Annotated in this window: 18 protein-coding genes; 17 read left to right on the plus strand and 1 reads right to left on the minus strand. The window is 37.6% G+C overall.

Annotated elements, in window-relative coordinates:
- Positions 1-5 precede the first annotated feature (5 nt).
- The 3 genes from NSQ89_RS04835 (at position 6) to fba (ending at position 2,715) form a co-directional block, all read left to right on the plus strand.
- A complete protein-coding gene (locus NSQ89_RS04835; RefSeq protein ID WP_047941477.1) occupies positions 6-872 on the plus strand; it encodes a sugar phosphate isomerase/epimerase family protein in 867 nt (288 codons plus the stop codon).
- 17 nt (positions 873-889) lie between these two features.
- A complete protein-coding gene (locus NSQ89_RS04840; RefSeq protein WP_047941478.1) occupies positions 890-1,738 on the plus strand; it encodes a sugar phosphate isomerase/epimerase family protein in 849 nt (282 codons plus the stop codon).
- A gap of 107 nt (positions 1,739-1,845) precedes the next feature.
- A complete protein-coding gene (gene fba / locus NSQ89_RS04845) occupies positions 1,846-2,715 on the plus strand; it encodes a class II fructose-1,6-bisphosphate aldolase (protein ID WP_095257817.1) in 870 nt (289 codons plus the stop codon).
- Positions 2,716-2,802: 87 nt separating this feature from the next.
- Here the strand turns inward: fba and NSQ89_RS04850 are convergent, their stop codons facing one another.
- Positions 2,803-3,192: a tautomerase family protein gene (locus NSQ89_RS04850; protein WP_047941485.1), complete on the minus strand. Its 390-nt coding sequence runs from the start codon at positions 3,190-3,192 to the stop codon at positions 2,803-2,805.
- Positions 3,193-4,183: 991 nt separating this feature from the next.
- Here NSQ89_RS04850 and NSQ89_RS04855 point away from each other — a divergent pair.
- The 14 genes from NSQ89_RS04855 to NSQ89_RS04920 all read left to right on the plus strand — a co-directional run bounded on the left by NSQ89_RS04855 (position 4,184) and on the right by NSQ89_RS04920 (position 18,252).
- Positions 4,184-5,101 (plus strand): ABC transporter ATP-binding protein, encoded by a 918-nt coding sequence (locus tag NSQ89_RS04855; protein WP_047941486.1) that lies wholly within the window; start codon positions 4,184-4,186, stop codon positions 5,099-5,101.
- Positions 5,098-5,847, plus strand: coding sequence for an ABC transporter permease (locus NSQ89_RS04860; protein ID WP_341132316.1), 750 nt, complete (start codon positions 5,098-5,100; stop codon positions 5,845-5,847). The genes NSQ89_RS04855 and NSQ89_RS04860 overlap by 4 nt, the downstream gene beginning before the upstream one ends.
- A 12-nt stretch (positions 5,848-5,859) precedes the next feature.
- The gene (locus NSQ89_RS04865) at positions 5,860-6,591 is read left to right on the plus strand and encodes an ABC transporter permease (protein WP_341132317.1); all 732 of its coding nucleotides are present in this window, start codon (positions 5,860-5,862) and stop codon (positions 6,589-6,591) included.
- Between the two features lie 22 nt (positions 6,592-6,613).
- The gene (locus NSQ89_RS04870) at positions 6,614-6,964 is read left to right on the plus strand and encodes a YxeA family protein (RefSeq protein WP_341132318.1); all 351 of its coding nucleotides are present in this window, start codon (positions 6,614-6,616) and stop codon (positions 6,962-6,964) included.
- 205 nt (positions 6,965-7,169) lie between these two features.
- A complete protein-coding gene (locus NSQ89_RS04875) occupies positions 7,170-7,889 on the plus strand; it encodes a response regulator transcription factor (protein ID WP_047941490.1) in 720 nt (239 codons plus the stop codon).
- Positions 7,890-9,287 (plus strand): sensor histidine kinase, encoded by a 1,398-nt coding sequence (locus tag NSQ89_RS04880; RefSeq protein ID WP_341132319.1) that lies wholly within the window; start codon positions 7,890-7,892, stop codon positions 9,285-9,287.
- A gap of 166 nt (positions 9,288-9,453) precedes the next feature.
- Positions 9,454-9,858: a hypothetical protein gene (locus tag NSQ89_RS04885; protein WP_341132320.1), complete on the plus strand. Its 405-nt coding sequence runs from the start codon at positions 9,454-9,456 to the stop codon at positions 9,856-9,858.
- 700 nt (positions 9,859-10,558) lie between these two features.
- A complete protein-coding gene (locus NSQ89_RS04890; protein ID WP_341132321.1) occupies positions 10,559-11,437 on the plus strand; it encodes an AraC family transcriptional regulator in 879 nt (292 codons plus the stop codon).
- Between the two features lie 299 nt (positions 11,438-11,736).
- The gene (locus tag NSQ89_RS04895; RefSeq protein ID WP_341132322.1) at positions 11,737-12,666 is read left to right on the plus strand and encodes a carbohydrate ABC transporter permease; all 930 of its coding nucleotides are present in this window, start codon (positions 11,737-11,739) and stop codon (positions 12,664-12,666) included.
- A 19-nt stretch (positions 12,667-12,685) separates the two neighbouring features.
- Complete coding sequence (locus tag NSQ89_RS04900; RefSeq protein ID WP_047941494.1) at positions 12,686-13,540, plus strand: carbohydrate ABC transporter permease; 855 nt, start codon at positions 12,686-12,688, stop codon at positions 13,538-13,540.
- 28 nt (positions 13,541-13,568) lie between these two features.
- Positions 13,569-14,936: an extracellular solute-binding protein gene (locus NSQ89_RS04905; RefSeq protein ID WP_047941495.1), complete on the plus strand. Its 1,368-nt coding sequence runs from the start codon at positions 13,569-13,571 to the stop codon at positions 14,934-14,936.
- A 106-nt stretch (positions 14,937-15,042) separates the two neighbouring features.
- A complete protein-coding gene (locus tag NSQ89_RS04910) occupies positions 15,043-16,080 on the plus strand; it encodes a Gfo/Idh/MocA family protein (RefSeq protein WP_341132323.1) in 1,038 nt (345 codons plus the stop codon).
- A gap of 204 nt (positions 16,081-16,284) precedes the next feature.
- The gene (locus NSQ89_RS04915) at positions 16,285-17,043 is read left to right on the plus strand and encodes a sugar phosphate isomerase/epimerase family protein (RefSeq protein ID WP_047941497.1); all 759 of its coding nucleotides are present in this window, start codon (positions 16,285-16,287) and stop codon (positions 17,041-17,043) included.
- A 45-nt stretch (positions 17,044-17,088) separates the two neighbouring features.
- Positions 17,089-18,252: a Gfo/Idh/MocA family protein gene (locus NSQ89_RS04920; RefSeq protein ID WP_047941498.1), complete on the plus strand. Its 1,164-nt coding sequence runs from the start codon at positions 17,089-17,091 to the stop codon at positions 18,250-18,252.
- The last annotated feature ends 60 nt before the right edge of the window (positions 18,253-18,312 follow it).

Genomic DNA, 18,312 nt, shown 5'->3' on the forward strand with positions numbered 1-18,312 from the left:
TGAACATGCGTTTAGCTTATGATCCATCTCATTATAGAGATAATACCGGCTTAAAAGAAACAATTGATCATGTCGCAAGACTAGGGTACGAATATGTAGAACTTTCGCCTCGTAAAGACTTTATTTGGTTTTATGAATATCCAAAGGTAGATAAACAACTAATCAAAGACTTGAAGCGATACTGTTCGGATGCAGGAGTGAAAATTTCTTCTGTATTACCTGTACAACAATGGTCTTCGCCAAATGAATTAGAACGGCAATCAGCTGTTCGTAACTGGAAACGCTGTATTGAGATTACCTCTGAATTAGGGGTGGATTTAATGAACAGCGAGTTTGCTGGTGATAAGAGTCGTCCAACAGAAAGCGAAGCAGCTTTTATTCGTTCAATGGATGAGTTAATACCTATTTTTGAAAAAGAAGGAATCAAACTAAATTTACAATCTCACCCTAATGATTTTATCGAGCTTAATACAGAAGCGGTGCGGATGATTCGTGCGTTAGATAAGGATTGGATTAAGTTAGTCTACTCTGTAGCCCATGCCTTCTTCTATGATGATGGAAAAGGGGATATCGCTCAACAATTGGATGAAGCAAAAGATTTACTTGCACATGTATTAATCGCAGATACGATGAACCATAAAGCTGCATTCGGGCTTCGTTATATCGTAAATCCACCAAATGCAAATGTTACTATCCATCAACATTTAAACCCTGGTGAAGGGGAAATTGATTTTGATACGCTTTACCGTAAGTTAAGAGAATTTAAATTTGATGGAATTGTAACCAACTCTGTATTTGCCTATCCGGACAAACCAGACTGGTCAAATGAAGTAACTTTAAAGTCTATTAAGGAAGGATTAAATATTGAATAGAATAGGAGGAATTGCTGATGAAGTTAGCAATGAACCAAGGGACAACATTAGAAAATTCCACATTAGAGCAAGATCTGCAACTGCTTGAAAAATATGGATATGATTATATCGAAATCCGCTCGATTGATAAGTTAAAGGAGTATTTAGAGACACATTCGATTGAGGAATTAGTGGAGTTCTTTCAAACACATCACTTAAAGCCATTATCGTTGAATGCACTCGTTTACTTTAATAACCGCACTGATGAAGACTACAAAGCACTGCTTGAAGAATATAAAGAAATGCTTGAATATGCGAAAATATTAAATGTCGATCGAATGGTAGTCGTTCCCTTAGTATCAGAAAAGAAGATTCTGCGGCCGGTCATTAAGCAAAGCTGTGTCGAAGTTTTAACGGAACTATCTGATTTAGCTAAACCATATGGGGTAAAACTAGCGCTCGAATTTATTGGTCATCCACATGCTACCGTTAATACGTTGAGCTTTGCGAATGAGATTGTAGCTGCAGTTGATCGTGAAAATGTCGGCATCGTTTTCGATACATATCAGTATTATGCAATGAATTCTACCTTAGAAGATTTAAGAAATACTGATTTTTCTAAAGTCTTTTTATTTCATATTAACGATGTAGAAGACTATATTCCGGGAATCATGCTGGATGAAGATCGAGTTTTTCCCGGAGATGGCGTAATCGATTTAAAGAGCATTTTGAAAATTATAAAGGAAAAAGGGTTTTCTGATCACGCGTCTATAGAAGTGTTTAGACCAGAGTATTATCAACTTGAGGCAGAAGAAGTAGTGAAAACAGCTAAAGAAAAAACGCTTAAAGTGCTGGCGCCCTATTTCTTAACAGAAGAAGTGAAGTAAGGCTTTGATAGTAATAGAGAGGAAGAGTTTGAAAGATAACTCACCTCTCTAAAGGATTCTTTCATCGATTAATATTCAGAATATACAGAAAAAAGGAGGCGGCTTTTATGTCAATAGTTTCCATGCATGATATGCTCCAAAAAGCAAAGCGGGAAAAATATGCAGTTGGTCAATATAATATGAATAATTTCCAATGGGTTCAAGCGATTCTCCAGGCTGCCGAAGAAGAAAAGTCGCCGGTCATCGTAGCGGCATCTGATCGTTTAGTCGATTATTTAGGTGGATTTAAAACCATAGCAGCTGGAGTTAAGGAGCTTATAAAAGAACTGAAAATTTCCGTACCGGTCGCACTACATCTCGACCATGGAATGAGTGTTGATAGATGTAAACAAGCGATAGATGCAGGCTTTAGTTCGGTTATGATAGATGGATCACATTATTCTATCGAAGAAAATATCTTAATGACAAAAGAAGTGGTAGAGTACGCAAAGCCAAAAGGAGTATCGGTAGAAGCAGAAGTTGGAACGGTTGGAGGAATGGAAGACGGATTAATTGGAGGGATTCAATATGCAGATCCATTTGAATGCACTCGTCTAGTGAAAGAGGCTGGAATAGATGCCTTGGCTGCAGCATTAGGATCTGTTCATGGACCATATCAGGGAGAGCCAGTATTAGGGTTCGAAGAAATGAAACAAATTGCAGGGCTTACAGGTGTGCCATTAGTGCTTCATGGAGGTTCCGGTATACCTGATCACCAAATAAAAAAAGCGATTGCATTAGGGCATGCAAAGATAAATGTAAATACAGAATGCTTACAGGCATGGGCGAAAGCAGTTCGCCAAGTATTAACAGAAAATCCTGATGTGTATGATGCACGATTTATTCTTGCACCAGGAATGGAAGCAGTGAAAGAAACAGTACGAAATAAAATTAGAGAGTTTGGAACAAGTCAAAAGGCATTGGTGTTTAGTGAATAAAGGAAATTGTTGAAGGTACCTTTGAAAAGAGGTATCTTTTTTATGCGGAAAATTAAAGAGAGACTCTACAAAAAGTAGAATCTCGTTTTATAGTTTCCCAGTAAGGAATTGTGCTTCACCAAATCCAAAACTCCAGTCATCGTCTCCATTAATCATGAATGAAACCATTACATCATTTGGAGCGATACCACATTTGGCCTCTAACTCTTCAGTTAATTCCTGATAAAACTTCTGTTTATGTTCTTGCTTTCTTTCTCTGCTTGTAATGGTAAAAACAAGCATCTTTTCTGAACGTTCAAATCCTAGACCAGTGTCTTGAATAATCATTTCATACGGTTTATGCTGCGAGACAATTTGATAGCGATCTCGTTCAGGAACTTGAAAATTGCGTACCATCACATCGTGAGTCACATCCAGAATTTGTCTTATTTCATTTTCTGTTCTGCCTTCCAGCATATCTAGTTTGATTAAGGGCATGAGCTTCACTCTCCTGTTCTTTATATGGTTAATTGTTGCGTATAATTTGATAATATTTTTATTAAGTTTATATATAGTTTACTATAATGTATCAATTATGTCACCGAAAAAGGCACTGGAAAAGAAATATTTATATTTAGAATATCCACCAAAAAAATCTCTCAATAGGGTATTTCTAGTTTGACTAAAGTTGAACTCTTAATACTTTTCCTAGGGTGGGTTACTTAACTTAACTAAGAAACCTAAAGGAAAGGTGTATTTGTATATTCGTAAATCTTATAGAGAAGGGGAAGAAGGTAAAACATCAATATATATGGACTTGGACCAATTGAAACGGCCAAAGAAAAGCTATATAAAATTTTGGAGGGAGAAATAGAATTCCTAAAAGAATGGAAGGTAAGTGGATTTATCTCGATGATGTCTATGATTGGATATAACCTTTATAAAAAGGAAAAGTTCGATATTAGGTTAACAGGAAAACAAATAACTATTGATTAATCTTTTACATGAAATCATACGAGGTTAAAAAGCGCTTATCTTGAATGTTTAATGATATTTCAAAATGAACATTAGTTAGCAAGATTAATGATACAAATGGAAGATCAATTTTCTATTCCTATGTTAAAAAATAAAAGTGGAAGAACCAAAATAGAAAAGTTAATGCCCTGTCTATATAACGATGATTCCTTAGCGTAGGAAGAATCGACTTTATTTATGTTAAAGCATATGTTTGTTTTCCACGCCTTGTTGCTCTTTATTTTCCTAAGGTTAAGGAATTCCTATGCAAATGCAAGTGCGCGATAATCGTCCCTTTTTAAGATGGGCATGTAAACAGGAAGAATTCTAGCTCCGATTAGAGAAAAATTAATGCAACACTAATTGATTTAAGGTTGATGTAAGGTTCTCTTTAGATTGAGGAAAGGTTGGTTCATTACTTTTGAAACAGGGGAGAAATATCAAGAAATATGATTTAAATGGAGCTGATTTGATAATGAGTGCGGTAACTATTGTACAAACGCAAAATCTGACTAAAACATATGGGGCTGTTAACAGTGTAAATAAACTTGACCTTTATGTTCGTGAAGGAGAAATTTATGGTTTTTTAGGTCCAAATGGTGCGGGGAAAACAACCACGCTAAAAATGCTACTCGGACTTATCAAGAAGTCGGAAGGGACAATCAAAATTTTTGGTGAGAGTCTTGAAAAGCAACGTCAATCTATTCTGCAAAGGACCGGATCGTTAATTGAGTCACCCTCCTACTATGGACATCTAACAGGGCTTGAGAATATGAAGGTCATGCAGCGCCTGAGAAATGTACCAGATAAAAATGTAGATGAGGTGCTTCGTATTGTACGGTTGGAAAATCAGAAAAACAAAAAGACACAGCAATATTCGCTTGGAATGAAACAACGACTAGGAATCGCAATGGCTCTTCTTTCATTCCCCAAGCTACTGATTCTTGACGAGCCGACGAATGGTCTCGATCCCGCAGGCATTGGTGAAATTAGAGAACTTATTAAAGCCCTCCCTACACGCTATGGGATAACTGTGTTACTCTCCAGCCACCTACTCTCAGAGATTGATCAGATAGCTACTACTGTAGGTATTATCAGTGAAGGGAATATGCTGTTCCAAGGTAGCATGACAAGCCTTCGACAAAAAAGCAGTTCTACAATCTATCTGAAAACTGGAGACAATGCCAAAGCGGAACAATTACTTATTACTAAGGGTTACAGTCCAGCTATAACCGGAAGTCGGCTATGGTTAGGTCATCTTGAGGATATGGAGGTGGCAGAAATGAATAGATTACTTGTTGAACATAACATTCCTGTCTCACGGATCGAGGAACAGAAAAAAAGTCTGGAAGATATTTTCTTAGAGTTGACAGGAAAGGAGCGAAGCTTGTGATTAAAACATTAGGATTGGAATATTTCAAAATTCGCCGCAAAAAAATATGGATGATGATTCTGTTATTTCTTATTGTAGAAATGCTGTGGGCCTTCATGTCTATTAGTCGATCCATTGCTAGTAATCCAAATCACGCCATCTGGGAATCTGTCATTTTTAATGTATCCTCTATGAATGGGCTTTTTATGCCTATTATTTCAGCCATTGTGGTCTCACGAATTTGTGATATGGAGCATAAAGGGGCTACATGGAAAATGCTTGTTGCTACCAATGTAAGCCGTAATCATCTCTATATAGCGAAGTATATATGTGCTAACAGCTTGCTCTTGTTTGGCATCTTTGCACAAACTGTACTCATGATTGTGTTTGGACTGATAAATGACTTTCCTGGGTCACCTATCGAATTTTTCAGCCAGTTTATTATGGGGACTTTGTTGACAACACTCGCTGTTACGGCACTTCAGCAATGGATTTCCTTTGCTATAAAAAATCAAGCCTTTGCTTTATGTTTGGGCATGGTGGGTGGCTTTATTGGAATGACTGCTGGATTGATACCAGCTGCTCTTAGACATATTTTTATATGGTCTTATTATTTGGATATCAGTCCAGTTACTTTTCGATACGCCGAGTCTTTTGGCACTTATATAATGCAACCTATAGATATCGAAATTGCTGTGGCTGCATTGATTATGACTGTTCTACTCTATATTGCCGGAAATATTCATGTAAACCGGCAGGAAATTTAGGGAGGGAAGTAGATGGAACGAAGTATTTCTGCTGAATGGTTGAAATTAAGGCATACCCGGATTGGTCTTGTACTTGCTGTACTTCCTATCCTAAGCCTTCTAACTGGAGGTGCAAATTATTATTTTAACCAAGGTGTTCTGCAAAATGGATGGTATAGCTTATGGACACAAGTGAGCCTTTTTTATGGTGAGTTTTTCCTACCAATCTTGATAGCTATTTGTTGTGCATATGTATGCAGGCTGGAGAACCTAAACCGGAATTGGCATATGGTAATGACCTCTCCTGTATCGGCTGCAAGTGTGTTTATTGCCAAATTGTTTGTTACTAGCATTTTAATCTTATTTGCACAAGCGTTGTTTATGGGACTTTATTTGATTGCAGGCATCCTATTTTCTTTACCCGGACCTTTCCCTATTGAGACTTTGGGTTGGATAATACGTGGGTGGTATGCTTCTTTATCTATTATTGCCTTTCAATTATGCTTATCGCTGCGAATTCGGAGCTTTGCTACACCTATTGGTATTAGCCTTCTCGCAGTCTTTATCGGTCTGGGCATGTATATTGCAAAGTTGGGCCTGCTTTTCCCTTTCTCGCTACTCACCATTGGTATGAGCGTGTTAAGCCAGGATAAGCTTACTGGCTTACAAAACATTCAATTTTGGGCAATGAACATGGCTTTTGTTGTTATTTTTGCGTCTATCTTTATTCATCGATTGAAAAATAAAGATATTGTATCATCCTGATTGGGCTTAGGAGGAATTTGTGATGAAAAAAATATTGCTAATGCTGGGGCTCGTCATCATAATTGGGATTTGCTTGTGGATGTTCTTCATGAATCCAGAAAAGTTGAAACCTGATAACCCTGCTGGAAAAACCGTCTACTATACTATGATAACCGGTTCCGGTGTTCAAGATGACAATGAACGTTACGATTATGAACTAGCTGCCTATAACGAAAAAGGAGAAGAAAAAAAACTTGAGTTTTCCGCTGGGAAACAATTGAGGGAAGGGGCTTATATTCAACTATATCACACGGGGGTTCGGGGAGTTACACATTGGGAAGAGATAGACTTCGAGGGGCTACCTGAAGCAGTAAAACAGCGATATCGAAAGTAAAAAGATTTAAAGAAGAAAAGGTCTTTCTCAAAGATATCTAGTTGAGATAACGATACAAAAAATGACCACCTTAATCATTATAAACGTAAAAATGAAAGGCATGTCTTAGCTTTTTATTACTCAACATTCACTTCTGTCTTAACTGGGAATTGAAAGAATATTAATTATTTTCTTAAGCATGTATAATAAAATTGGGTGATGTAGATTGGCGAATTTAAAAGAAAAAAAGATATTAATTGTAGATGATGAACCTGAAATCAGAATAATGATTGAAAAATTTTTAAGGAAAGAGGGGTTTTTTCGCGTTTTTACTGCAATTGACTGTGCTTCGACTTTGTCTTTTTTCAAAACAGACAAACCGGATATTGCGATTCTTGATGTTATGTTACCTGATGGCGACGGATTTTCCCTTCTCTCTTCTATCAGACAGCTTTCAGATATACCGGTGCTTTTTCTCTCTGCCCGTGGAGAGGATGAAGACCGTTTGCTCGGACTGGGTTTAGGCGCAGATGATTATATTGTGAAACCATTTCTACCCCGCGAGCTAATATTACGGCTTATGGCAATCTTAAAGCGTGTTTACGCTTCTCCTGTGACAGAGCAACTATCTGTTTTCCAGTTGGGGGATCGTATAATCAATCTGGAGAGCGCTATTGTGCAAAGCTACAGTGACCAGAAAGAGTTTTCATTGACTGCGAAGGAACATGCTATTCTTGTAAAGTTGTACGAAAACGAGGGGAAAATTGTTACGAGTGATGCGTTATGTCAGGCTGCCTGGGGAGACGACAGCTATGGTTACGAAAATACATTGATGGTTCATATTAGGCGAGTCCGTGAAAAAATTGAACTAGATCCCTCTAAACCAATCCATCTTATTACTGTTAGGGGACTGGGATATAAACTTCTACTACAGGAGACAGATTAGGTGGAAGGGATTATTCGCATTTTGCGTCGGTTCGTCACCACCACCATCTTTATCTCGATATTTTTGCTTATATTTAATTTGGTTCTGTTAGGGACACTGGTATTCAAGGAAATTAACCAAAGTCCGTCACCTGAAGATATGCTTCGGCAAGTAGCCGAAGGTCTAGGCAAACAGAACGATAGCTATCGTATAGATGAGGATGTAGCAATGCTGTTGAAACGCAATCAATCATGGGCGATGCTGCTTGATGAAGATGGGCATGTGCGATGGGATTATCACCTGCCTGATGATGTTCCACAAACCTACAACCTAGTCGATGTAGCCAAGTTTTCACGGTACTATCTTATGGAATATCCGGTTTATGTTTGGGAGCATGATGATGGATTGGTTGTGGTGGGATACCCCAAGGAAAGTCATTGGAAGTATCAATTTGACTTTCTTTCTGATTGGGTGAGTTCATTACCTCTTAAGCTTATTCTGCTGCTAGTTGTTAATGTGGCCCTGACTCTACTAATCTCAGTTCTGATTGGTATGCGTCTTATAAGAGGAATACGTCCCCTTGTAGAGGGTGTCCACAAACTAGCAAGGGAGGAGAAAATTCAGTTGGATTCCAAAGGTATATTTGGTGATTTGGCACATAGCATTAATTCTGCATCGGATAAGCTTCAAAAAAAGACGGATGCATTGAAGACAAAAGACGAAGCTCGTTCTAACTGGATCGCTGGAATCTCCCATGATATTCGTACACCTTTATCTATGATCCTCGGCTATGCAAGCGAGATGGAAGATGGTTCAGAGTTGCCTATGGAGCAAAGGTATCAGGCTGGTATTATTAGGCGACAGGGTGAGAAGCTACGATCACTTGTAAGCGACTTGAATTTGGTCTCAATGCTCGAATATGAAATGCAGCCTTTGCATTTGAAGAGTATCCGTCTGTCAGTATTGGCAAGACAAGTTGTTGCGGAATTTCTGAATAGTGGATTAGACGACCAGTATGAGATTGAATTGAAGCTTGCCGAAGAAGCAGTTAAAATCACTGGAGATGAGAAATTATTACTTAGGGCTATCAGAAATCTTGTTAATAACAGTGTGCGACATAACCCAAAAGGCTGTAAAATCATACTGGAAACTTTTCTATCCGAAGATTCCCGATATTTTTTTGTTGTAAGTGATAATGGACGAGGAGTTCCGCAAGAAAAATTGGCGGAGATAACCGAGTTGCCTTATTCATCAACGAGAAAGCAAACTGATGATCAAGGACATGGTCTGGGGCTTCCGATGGTAGCAAGAATTCTTCAGGCTCACCATGGTCACCTCATTCTTTCAAAAGGCACAAATCAAAAAGGTCTAAAAGCTGTTATGAGATTTCCTGTGCAATCAAAAAATGGGGAACATTGAAAAAATACAAGATGAATTATTAATCCATCCCATGTCACAAGAAGACCATATTTTTGGTTGATAGTCATTAGTAACCCGTACCGATAACGGTGAGGTACTTTCATTCAAAATGCTGCGTATTATTTAATGATATAGGGTGAGTATATAAAAACTTAAAGGAGATATTATGTTTTTAATAGGGTTTTTATTGAAATATATCACTGAGCAAGTATATTTAAGTTCGGGGACATTACTTCTAGCCATTGCAGGAATTATTTTATCCTGTAAAGGGTTAAAAAAGAAAAAGCTAAGTCCGGTTGTACAAATAAGCCGTATTTTGCTTTGTTTGGTATTGCCGATTGAAAACTTCCTTATGTATTTAGGTAATTTTGATGGGAATGCTGCAGACGGATTTGAATTCATTCCTTTTAGTGACGGGCAGAAATTAAGAATAGCATGTCAGGTTTTCTTTATCTTCATACCGGAAATATTCCAAGGTATTTCTAAAAGAATTAATGTGGGAACCATTAAGTGGCTGCATTGGATCTATCCCGTTGGTATTATAGTATTTCATTTGCTGTTACCTTTATAGATAGAAGGGGAATGTAACAATAAAGCATTACGTGGATTGAAAGATGCAACAATCTAACATTACCAGTTATGGTCATATATTCCTTGTTCGTAGTATAATAGTCACATAACTACTTTTAAGCGAGGTAGTTATACACAATCAAGACCCTCACTCTATAAGTGGGGGTTTTTAGTATGAAAAATACTCTTACACTACTATAAATTGAATATATAATTAAATTTACGACTTTTAAAAAATATATTATGATGCATCAAGAGATTAATATGCAGTGTTGGCACTGTAATTAGGAGAGAGCCTTTCCGAACGGTTAATTACATTTTGAAAGGCTTTTTCTATTTTTCTGCAAAGGATTAATAAGACTGGTGGTAAAAAGTAGTCGTTTTATTGGTTATGGAGTGTTAAATGAAGAAACAAGGGAGAAAAGTGAGGTTACATTTAAAGTAAGTAGTTTAGGACAAATTTCATTTTTCTAAAAGAGAACAATTTTGAGAGTTTAAAAATCTTCAGTTAGCATTTCCATTTTATTTATATGGAATAAGCAATACAAAATTCATATACATTAATTTTGTAATTTTAAAAGGTGACTATCATAAGAATAGAGAATAAATAAAAGAAAAATTTTCAGCAAAGATATTAGTTGGGGATGGTGGCAAGTTTATTTTTAATGTTTTGAAAACGTTTTAAATAGGAGGGGTTAAGGATGACGGAAAAAATAATCGCACTCTATCGTTTAATGGATAAGGTGGAAACTTATGAAGATTTTAGTTACCATTCTCATGATAGGTATGAAATATACTACTTTCATGGGGGAGAATGTAAATATTTAATTGGTGATCGGATTTATCGTTTACAGGAGGATGACCTAATTATTATGAATGGCCTAACATTACATCGAGCCTATCCTGAGCCTGGCGCTTATTATGAGCGCAGTGTGATTGAATTTTCTTCCGAATGGCTGCGGCCACTTTTAAACAATTTAAATGTCCCGGAATTGTTATCGCCATTTAATCAATTGAGCAATACTTTATTTCATATAAAAGATAAAGGACAGTCTGCTGAAGTAAAAGCATTGATAAAGAAATTGGCAGAGAAAGTGAAAAGATCCAAGGAAGAAAACGCAGTCGACGATCGCTTCCAAGTGGGAGAGTTAACAGCGATGCTGATGCAGCTTTTATTTAAGGTTTATGAGTTAAGTAAGCAGCAACTTGAACATAATATTCATGCTGAATCTGATAAAAATCTTCATGTCAAAAAAATGATTGAATGGATTGATACGCATTTCTGTGAACCAATCACGTTAGATGATATTGCCCATCATTTAAATATTAGCAAGTATTATATGTCGAGAATTTTTAAAGATGTAACAGGATATACAACTATGCAATATATCATGAGCTGTCGAATAAACCGCGCCAAATATTTGCTGGAGATACATCCAGACAAATCGATTCTTGAAGTATCTCTTGAATCAGGATTTGAAGATTCCTCTCATTTCAGTCGTTTTTTTCGAAAACAAGTGAAACTAACTCCTACAGAATACCGTAATAGCAAAGCCATTCGTATGAAAAACACGAATTAAGCTAAATTCTCCCACAATGTCTCTACAGCACCGATTTTTAAATATGATTATTTAAAAGAGCAATAAAAAACAATTTCTTTATCAGATTACACAATTCTATCCACGTTAAAAGTAGATAACTTTCATACAATGGAATCAGAAGGGAACATAAACACGTAATCTCGATAAAAGTAATAGTATTGTTTATAGAAATGAGCATGCGAGAGATATAGTTAGTATCTCGTGATTATTTCTATAAAATTGAAAGCGTTGTCATATTGGAAAAAAGTAAAATCAATCCATTAAGGAAAGGAGATTTTATGGAAAATAATCATGTTACGGCTACGGAAACCAGTATGTACATGGAGGCTGCGAAGAAGAAAAAGAAAAGAAGAACGACACAATGGACATGGTATATTTTCTTAATTCCTAGTTTTTTAGGGATTTTGCTGTTTATGGTTTATCCAGTTATTGAATCATTTAGATTAAGTTTTTTTAAATCAAATGGAACAATAGAAAGGTTTACGGGTTTAGATAATTTTCGCACGGTCTTAACATCAGGACCATTTTGGAATGCTGTTTGGAACACTTTTTTTATCGGAATATTTCAAGTGCTAATCACCATTCCCTTAGGATTCATTTTTGCTACCTTAATTAACTCTGTTGGAAAGGGAAAAAATTTCTTTAAAGTTATCTACTTCTTGCCCAATGTTACTTCAATTGTTGCTGCGGCCATGATCTTTCAATTTGTTTTACATCCAGAAATGGGAATTGTTAATTTTGCGTTAGACTCTATGGGACTGCCGACTCCAGGGTGGTTTTCTGAGCCTAGTACTTCTAAATGGGGCGTTATACTGCTGGCAGTTTGGCATTGGATTGGCTTTGTTATCATTATATGTCTTGCTAATCTTCAAGCGATTCCTTCAGAAATGTATGAAGCTGCAAAAATTGATGGAGCAAGTGGGTTACAGCAATGGCTGTTCATTACGATTCCTAATATGACGGGTACCTTTGCTTTCTTATTAATAACAGGCTGGATTGGAGCGCTGCAACGTTTTAATGAGGTGTATGTAATAGGAGGACCAAATGGAAGCCCTGCTCGTTCTATACAAACAATGGGAGCCTTTATTTACGAGCGTGGGTTTACCGGTTTTGAATTCGGGATTGCCTCAGCTGCCACATATATTATGTTCATTATTATTTTAATTTTTACGTTTATCAATTTAAAAATGTCGAAAATGAAAATCTAATTTAGTGGGGAGGGAGACGATGAAAAATACGATCTCCATGAAAAAGCTGGAAAGAACGACAGTTATTCTAAAGTATATTGTACTATTTGTGTTTGGAGTAGTTTTGATGGCGCCATTTGTTTGGATGATCAGCGTAGGGTTTGATCGAACGGCTAATATTGTCATGCCTTTTCCGCCGCGGCTAATACCAGAAGCAGTTTCATCCTTCAATTATGGGATCGTTTTTGAGAATGGGAGACTTATCCAAGCTTATCTTAATTCCGCCATTGTAACCGTAAGTTCTGTCTTTTTAAGTGTATCTGCTTCTTTATTAGCGGGGTATGCATTTTCAAAAGGGAAATTCAAGGGGAAGAGAGTCTTGTTTGTCATCGTTCTTTGTACATTAATGATTCCAATGGAACCACGGTTAATCCCTTTATATACTTTTTTTAATCAACTTGGCTTATTAAATACTTTTTGGCCCTTAATTCTTCCATCCGTTATTAGTGGAATGCTTATTTTTCTATGTAAACAGTTTTTCGATCAGCTGCCAGATACATTAAGGGAAGCGGCACAAATTGACGGGGCGGGAGAATTTAAAATTTTCTTCCGTGTGTATTTGCCGCTGGCAGGTCCGATAGCAGCAACAATGGTCATTTTATCGTTCATCTGGAGCTGGAATGATTTTATGTGGCCATTAGTTGTTATTAATGATTTGAATTTGCAGACGATTCCGCTTTATTTAGCGAGTTTCTCGCTGGAAAATGGGTCCAGTCTCGGCGGGTTAACGATGGCCCTAGCAACAGTAAGTGTATTACCAATTGTCATTGTGTATTTATTTTTACAAAAATATATTATCCAGAGTATTGCATTGAGTGGTGTCAAAGGGGAATAGATCATTCAAATAAATTGGGGGTTGGAAAATGAAAAAGAGGTTATTTTCTAAGACGGCTGCATTTGCTTTGGCATGGATGATGGTAATAAGTGCTGCGCTTGCTGGGTGTAGTTCTAAATCAGGAAGTTCTTCAGGTTCCGATAAGGATGGAGAATGGGCAGGACAGCAAATAACCGTTATGATGATTGGTGATTTCGCGATGGAAGACAAGACAGATCCGATTACAGGTGATTCAGTCAAAGGGGTAAAAGTGCTGAAAGAAGAATTTGAAAAGCAGCATCCTGGCGCCACAGTGAAATTCGTTCTGATGCCTTGGGAAGGATACACGGAGAAAACCCAAGCAATGATTACGTCAGGGGAAGCAGATGTGTATCAAATGCCAGGTGTTGCTGATTTTGCTCCACAAGGTGTTCTAGAACCATTGCAGCCATGGATTGAGAAAGATCCAGAATTTGATTTAGATAATTTTATTGATAATCAAGTAGAAGGGTGGAAAGCATTAGGTCCAGATAGTAAGGAGTTAGATATTTTCGGACTTCCATTTTTGGGTGATGCACGTTTTATCAGCTATGATAAACAGTTATTTGATGAATGGGGAGTAGAATATTTGTCTGAGTATCCAACAATGGAGGAAGTAGCAGAAAAGGCGAAACAAATGACTGGGAAAAATCCGAAAACAGGGGAGCAAAACTATGGGATTTGGTTCCGGGGTGACTGGTCTTCTGCCTTCACTTTAGTCGATTTGGCGGAAGGACAAAACGGACAGTGGGGAACTGGATTTGCCTGGGATGAGGTTGAATTTGCTTTTAATTCAAAAGAAATGCTGAATGGCTTAAATTGGCTACTAGATATGCAAAATTATGCTCCTAAAGGCATTGTGAGTAACCAAGGCAATGAAAAATGGTTAACAAAAGAAAATAATATTGCGATTATGCTAAACCAGGGACCTGGCGATACGGTAAAACCAGCCTATGCTCAAGGACTTGGCGATCGAATTGCCATTTCGCAAGAGTTCAAGAATGATGATGGGCAAGGCGGATTATTTGCAGGAAGTCCAATTACCATTGCCAAAGACAGCAAGAACAAAGAATTAGCCTGGGAGTGGCTTAAATTTGCTACAAGTGATTTTGTTCAAAAATATGTCTACGAAGAACTTGGTTTAGTACCATCTGTGAAATCAGCAACAGAATGGGATAGTGTGAAAGAACAACCTTTGATGCTTTCAGTGTTTGAAGCGATGTCTACTCCTATGACACCAAGATATCCATGGGGCTCTTCACAGCCACGTTATATTTTAACGTCTGAAATTGAAGCAGCATTAACAGGAAAAAGAAGTGCAGAAGATGCGCTGGAAAAAGCGCAAAAGGAAAGTACGGAGTGGGTCAAAAACCGCTAGAAGATAGACTTTAAATTGCAGGAATGAGGCAGATGGGATACTAGAAACTAAAAAAAAAAAGGTGTATCCAGTCTGCCTGTTTTTTATAAAAGGAGGAGCATGTCTAATGTTAAAATTAGCTGTGATTGGTCTCGGTGATATATCGAGTATTCATCTCTCTGCTATTCAAGCAAACCCAACAGCTGAGTTAGTAGCAGTAAGTGATATCGATGAAACACGAAGGGAGAGTGTGCAGGGGGTAAATTTTTATACAGATTACCAAGAAATGCTTGAAAAGGAAACGTTAGATTGTGTACATATTTGTTTACCACATTATCTTCATTATCCAGTGACAAAAGCTTGTGTGGAAAAAGGCATCCATGTCTTGCAAGAAAAGCCACTGGCTTTACACACAGAAGAAGGTCTTGAACTACTGAAACTTGAAGAGGACAACAAACAAGTGAAAATCGCTATTTGTTTTCAAAATCGCTTGAATGAAACGGTTGAAAAACTACGGCAGATTATCGCAGAAAATAAGTATGGAAAAATCGTAGGGATCAAAGGGATCGTCACTTGGGCAAGGACAAAATCCTATTATGACAATAAGCCGTGGCGCGGGAAATTAGACTTAGCTGGTGGGGGAGTCATGATTAATCAAGCGATTCACACTTTAGATTTAATGCAGCTTTTGGGAGGGGAAATAGCGACAATAAGAGGAACTGTTGACCAGCTTCTTGATTATGGCATTGAAACGGAAGATACGGCAGCAGCCAGAATAGTTTTCAAAAATGGGATTAATGGGTTCTTTTTTGCTACAAACGCGAATGGAAATAACTCAAGTGTAGAGCTTCAAATCGTCTGCGAAAATCAAAAGTTGACCATTAAGGACAATAGGCTAACGATGCTAGATGATAATGGCGGTAAGATAGTGATAGAAGAAGATACTAAGCTTTATGGTTCTAAGTTTTATTATGGAGCAAGTCATAAAAAACTGATTGACGGCTTTTATGCTTGTATTCTAGAGAATAGAAGGGACTTTATACATGTCAAAGATGCCCTGCCTTCCTTACAAATGATTGATGCGATCATCCAATCATCTATGCTGAAGAGGGAAATCAGAATCGATGAAGTCCTTGTTTCCAATCGAAGTTTAGGAGATATGTAGTTTTTTAGGAGATTATATTTACTTAAGAATGATACCTTTTTTATTTTTGTGCACGATTGAGCAAATCGTCTGCCTTAAGACATTGAAAAAGCAATAGGGGTAAAATAATTGCCAATAATGAACAAGATTAGCTGATGTGTTTCTCATTTTAGCGATTAAGATAGAGGTATCGACTTTTATTTTACAAAAAAAGGAGCGAGTTCGATGCATAATCAGTTTGCTGCCCAATTGTTTACAGTAAGAGAAGAATTAAAGAGAGGAATTTCCCCTGTATTTAAAGAGTTGAAGGAGATGGGCTGGGACGGGGTTCAGCTATCTGCATTACCTGCTGACTATGATCCGCATGAAGTTGCAAAGGCCTTACAGGAAAATAATCTAGGCACAGCTGGAATACATATCCCGCTTGATCGGTTAGAAAACGATTTAGAACAAGTAGTGGAGGAAGTAAAGCTATATAACACAAAAGATATTGTCTGCCCATTTTTACCAGAGGATGTAAGAAATCAAGACGGGTATGAGGGGGTAAAGGCGCTTTTGAATGAAGTGGCTGAAAAAACACCAGAATTTCGCATCAGCTACCATAATCATGCCTTTGAATTTGATACAGACATAGATGGGAAATCAGCGCTGGAATATTTATTGGAGCCTACTTCCGATAATAAGATTTTTGCGGAAATTGATGTTTTCTGGGTAAAAAAGGCTGGAAAAGATCCGCTGCAATTTCTTAAACCCTATGCAAATAGAATGCCAATCATTCATTTAAAAGATATGACAAATGATGAAAGGCAAACTTTTGCAGAGGTTGGTACAGGGCTGATCGACTTTCCCCCTATTTTAAATTGGTGCAAAAAAGCTGGGGTTGAATGGTATGCAGTTGAACAAGATATTTGTCCAGGAGATCCGATGGATAGTCTCCGAATAAGTTTAGAAAATCTTAAACGTTTAACAAGACTTTTGCAGTAAAGCTTTAGAAATGAAAAAGAGAGGTTAGGAAGGAGACGGAGAAGATTGGCTAAAGTCAAAATAGGCATTATCGGTATTGGTAATATGGGAAGTTCGCATGCAATGTATTTAAATAATGGCGAAATTGAGGGAGCGGAATTAATTGCTGTGTGTGACAGCAATCCAGAAAGATTGAAATGGGCAAAGGAAACATTAAGAGAGCATGTTCAGCAGTTCGATCATGTTGACCGCTTTTTTGAATGTTCGGATATGGATGGAGTTATTATTGCAACACCTCATTATGATCATCCACCATTGGCGATTCAATCACTAGAACAAGGGTTTCATGTCTTAGTTGAAAAACCTGTAGGTGTATATACAAAAAACGTAAGGGAATTAAACGAGACTGCAAGCAAAAGCGATAAGGTATTTGGGATTATGTTTAATCAGCGAACCAATCCCTTATATCAAAAGCTGAGAGAGCTTGTGCAAAGTGGCGAAGTGGGAGAAATTAAACGAACAAACTGGATTATCACAGATTGGTATCGTTCACAAAGTTATTATGATTCAGGTGGCTGGAGAGCGACATGGGCTGGGGAAGGAGGCGGAGTTCTTCTAAATCAAGATCCGCATCAACTGGATTTATGGCAATGGACAAGTGGATTAATGCCTAAACGAGTCCGCGCATTTTGTGGATTTGGGAAGTTTCATGATATTGAAGTAGAAGATGATGTGACCGCATATGTGGAATATGAAAATGGAGCAACGGGCGTCTTTGTTACATCTACAGGTGATTCTCCTGGAACGAATCGCTATGAAATATCGGGTGATCGCGGAAAAGTAGTCATAGAGGATGGAAAGTTAACCTTCTGGCGACTAAGACAATCGGAAAGGGAGTTCAATAAAGAATATAAAGGGGGATTTGGCGAACCGGAATGCTGGAAAATTGATATTCCTATTAAAGGAGAAGCAACACAGCATAAGGGGATCACAGCAAATTGGGTAAATGCTATCCGCAATGGGACAGAGCTGCTTGGACCTGGTGTAGAAGGCATAAAGGGATTGGAAATCTCGAATGCCATGCATTTATCGGCATGGATCGATGATTGGGTTGAACTCCCTATTAACGAAGATCTTTTTTATGCTAAATTACAAGAAAGAATTAAGACATCTACTTTTAAAAAGAACAAGCATGCATCGATCACATTAGATGTGAAAGGTTCTCATTAAAGACAGGGCAGATTAGTCTGTCCTTTTTTGTAAGAATAAGAGAAATGTGGGAGGTACAGA

Origin of the sequence: Niallia sp. FSL R7-0648, from assembly GCF_038007005.1 — a bacterium.
GTDB lineage: Bacteria > Bacillota > Bacilli > Bacillales > Cytobacillaceae > Niallia > Niallia circulans.

Bases quoted from the DNA above. Each gene is read 5' to 3' on its own strand.
- NSQ89_RS04835 (WP_047941477.1), top strand. From the start codon at position 6: ATGCGTTTAGCTTATGATCCATCTCATTATAGAGATAATACCGGCTTA.
- NSQ89_RS04840 (WP_047941478.1), top strand. From the start codon at position 890: ATGAAGTTAGCAATGAACCAAGGGACAACATTAGAAAATTCCACATTA.
- fba (WP_095257817.1), top strand. From the start codon at position 1,846: ATGTCAATAGTTTCCATGCATGATATGCTCCAAAAAGCAAAGCGGGAA.
- NSQ89_RS04850 (WP_047941485.1), bottom strand. From the start codon at position 3,192: ATGCCCTTAATCAAACTAGATATGCTGGAAGGCAGAACAGAAAATGAA.
- NSQ89_RS04855 (WP_047941486.1), top strand. From the start codon at position 4,184: ATGAGTGCGGTAACTATTGTACAAACGCAAAATCTGACTAAAACATAT.
- NSQ89_RS04865 (WP_341132317.1), top strand. From the start codon at position 5,860: ATGGAACGAAGTATTTCTGCTGAATGGTTGAAATTAAGGCATACCCGG.
- NSQ89_RS04870 (WP_341132318.1), top strand. From the start codon at position 6,614: ATGAAAAAAATATTGCTAATGCTGGGGCTCGTCATCATAATTGGGATT.
- NSQ89_RS04885 (WP_341132320.1), top strand. From the start codon at position 9,454: ATGTTTTTAATAGGGTTTTTATTGAAATATATCACTGAGCAAGTATAT.
- NSQ89_RS04890 (WP_341132321.1), top strand. From the start codon at position 10,559: ATGACGGAAAAAATAATCGCACTCTATCGTTTAATGGATAAGGTGGAA.
- NSQ89_RS04895 (WP_341132322.1), top strand. From the start codon at position 11,737: ATGGAAAATAATCATGTTACGGCTACGGAAACCAGTATGTACATGGAG.
- NSQ89_RS04900 (WP_047941494.1), top strand. From the start codon at position 12,686: ATGAAAAATACGATCTCCATGAAAAAGCTGGAAAGAACGACAGTTATT.
- NSQ89_RS04905 (WP_047941495.1), top strand. From the start codon at position 13,569: ATGAAAAAGAGGTTATTTTCTAAGACGGCTGCATTTGCTTTGGCATGG.
- NSQ89_RS04910 (WP_341132323.1), top strand. From the start codon at position 15,043: ATGTTAAAATTAGCTGTGATTGGTCTCGGTGATATATCGAGTATTCAT.
- NSQ89_RS04915 (WP_047941497.1), top strand. From the start codon at position 16,285: ATGCATAATCAGTTTGCTGCCCAATTGTTTACAGTAAGAGAAGAATTA.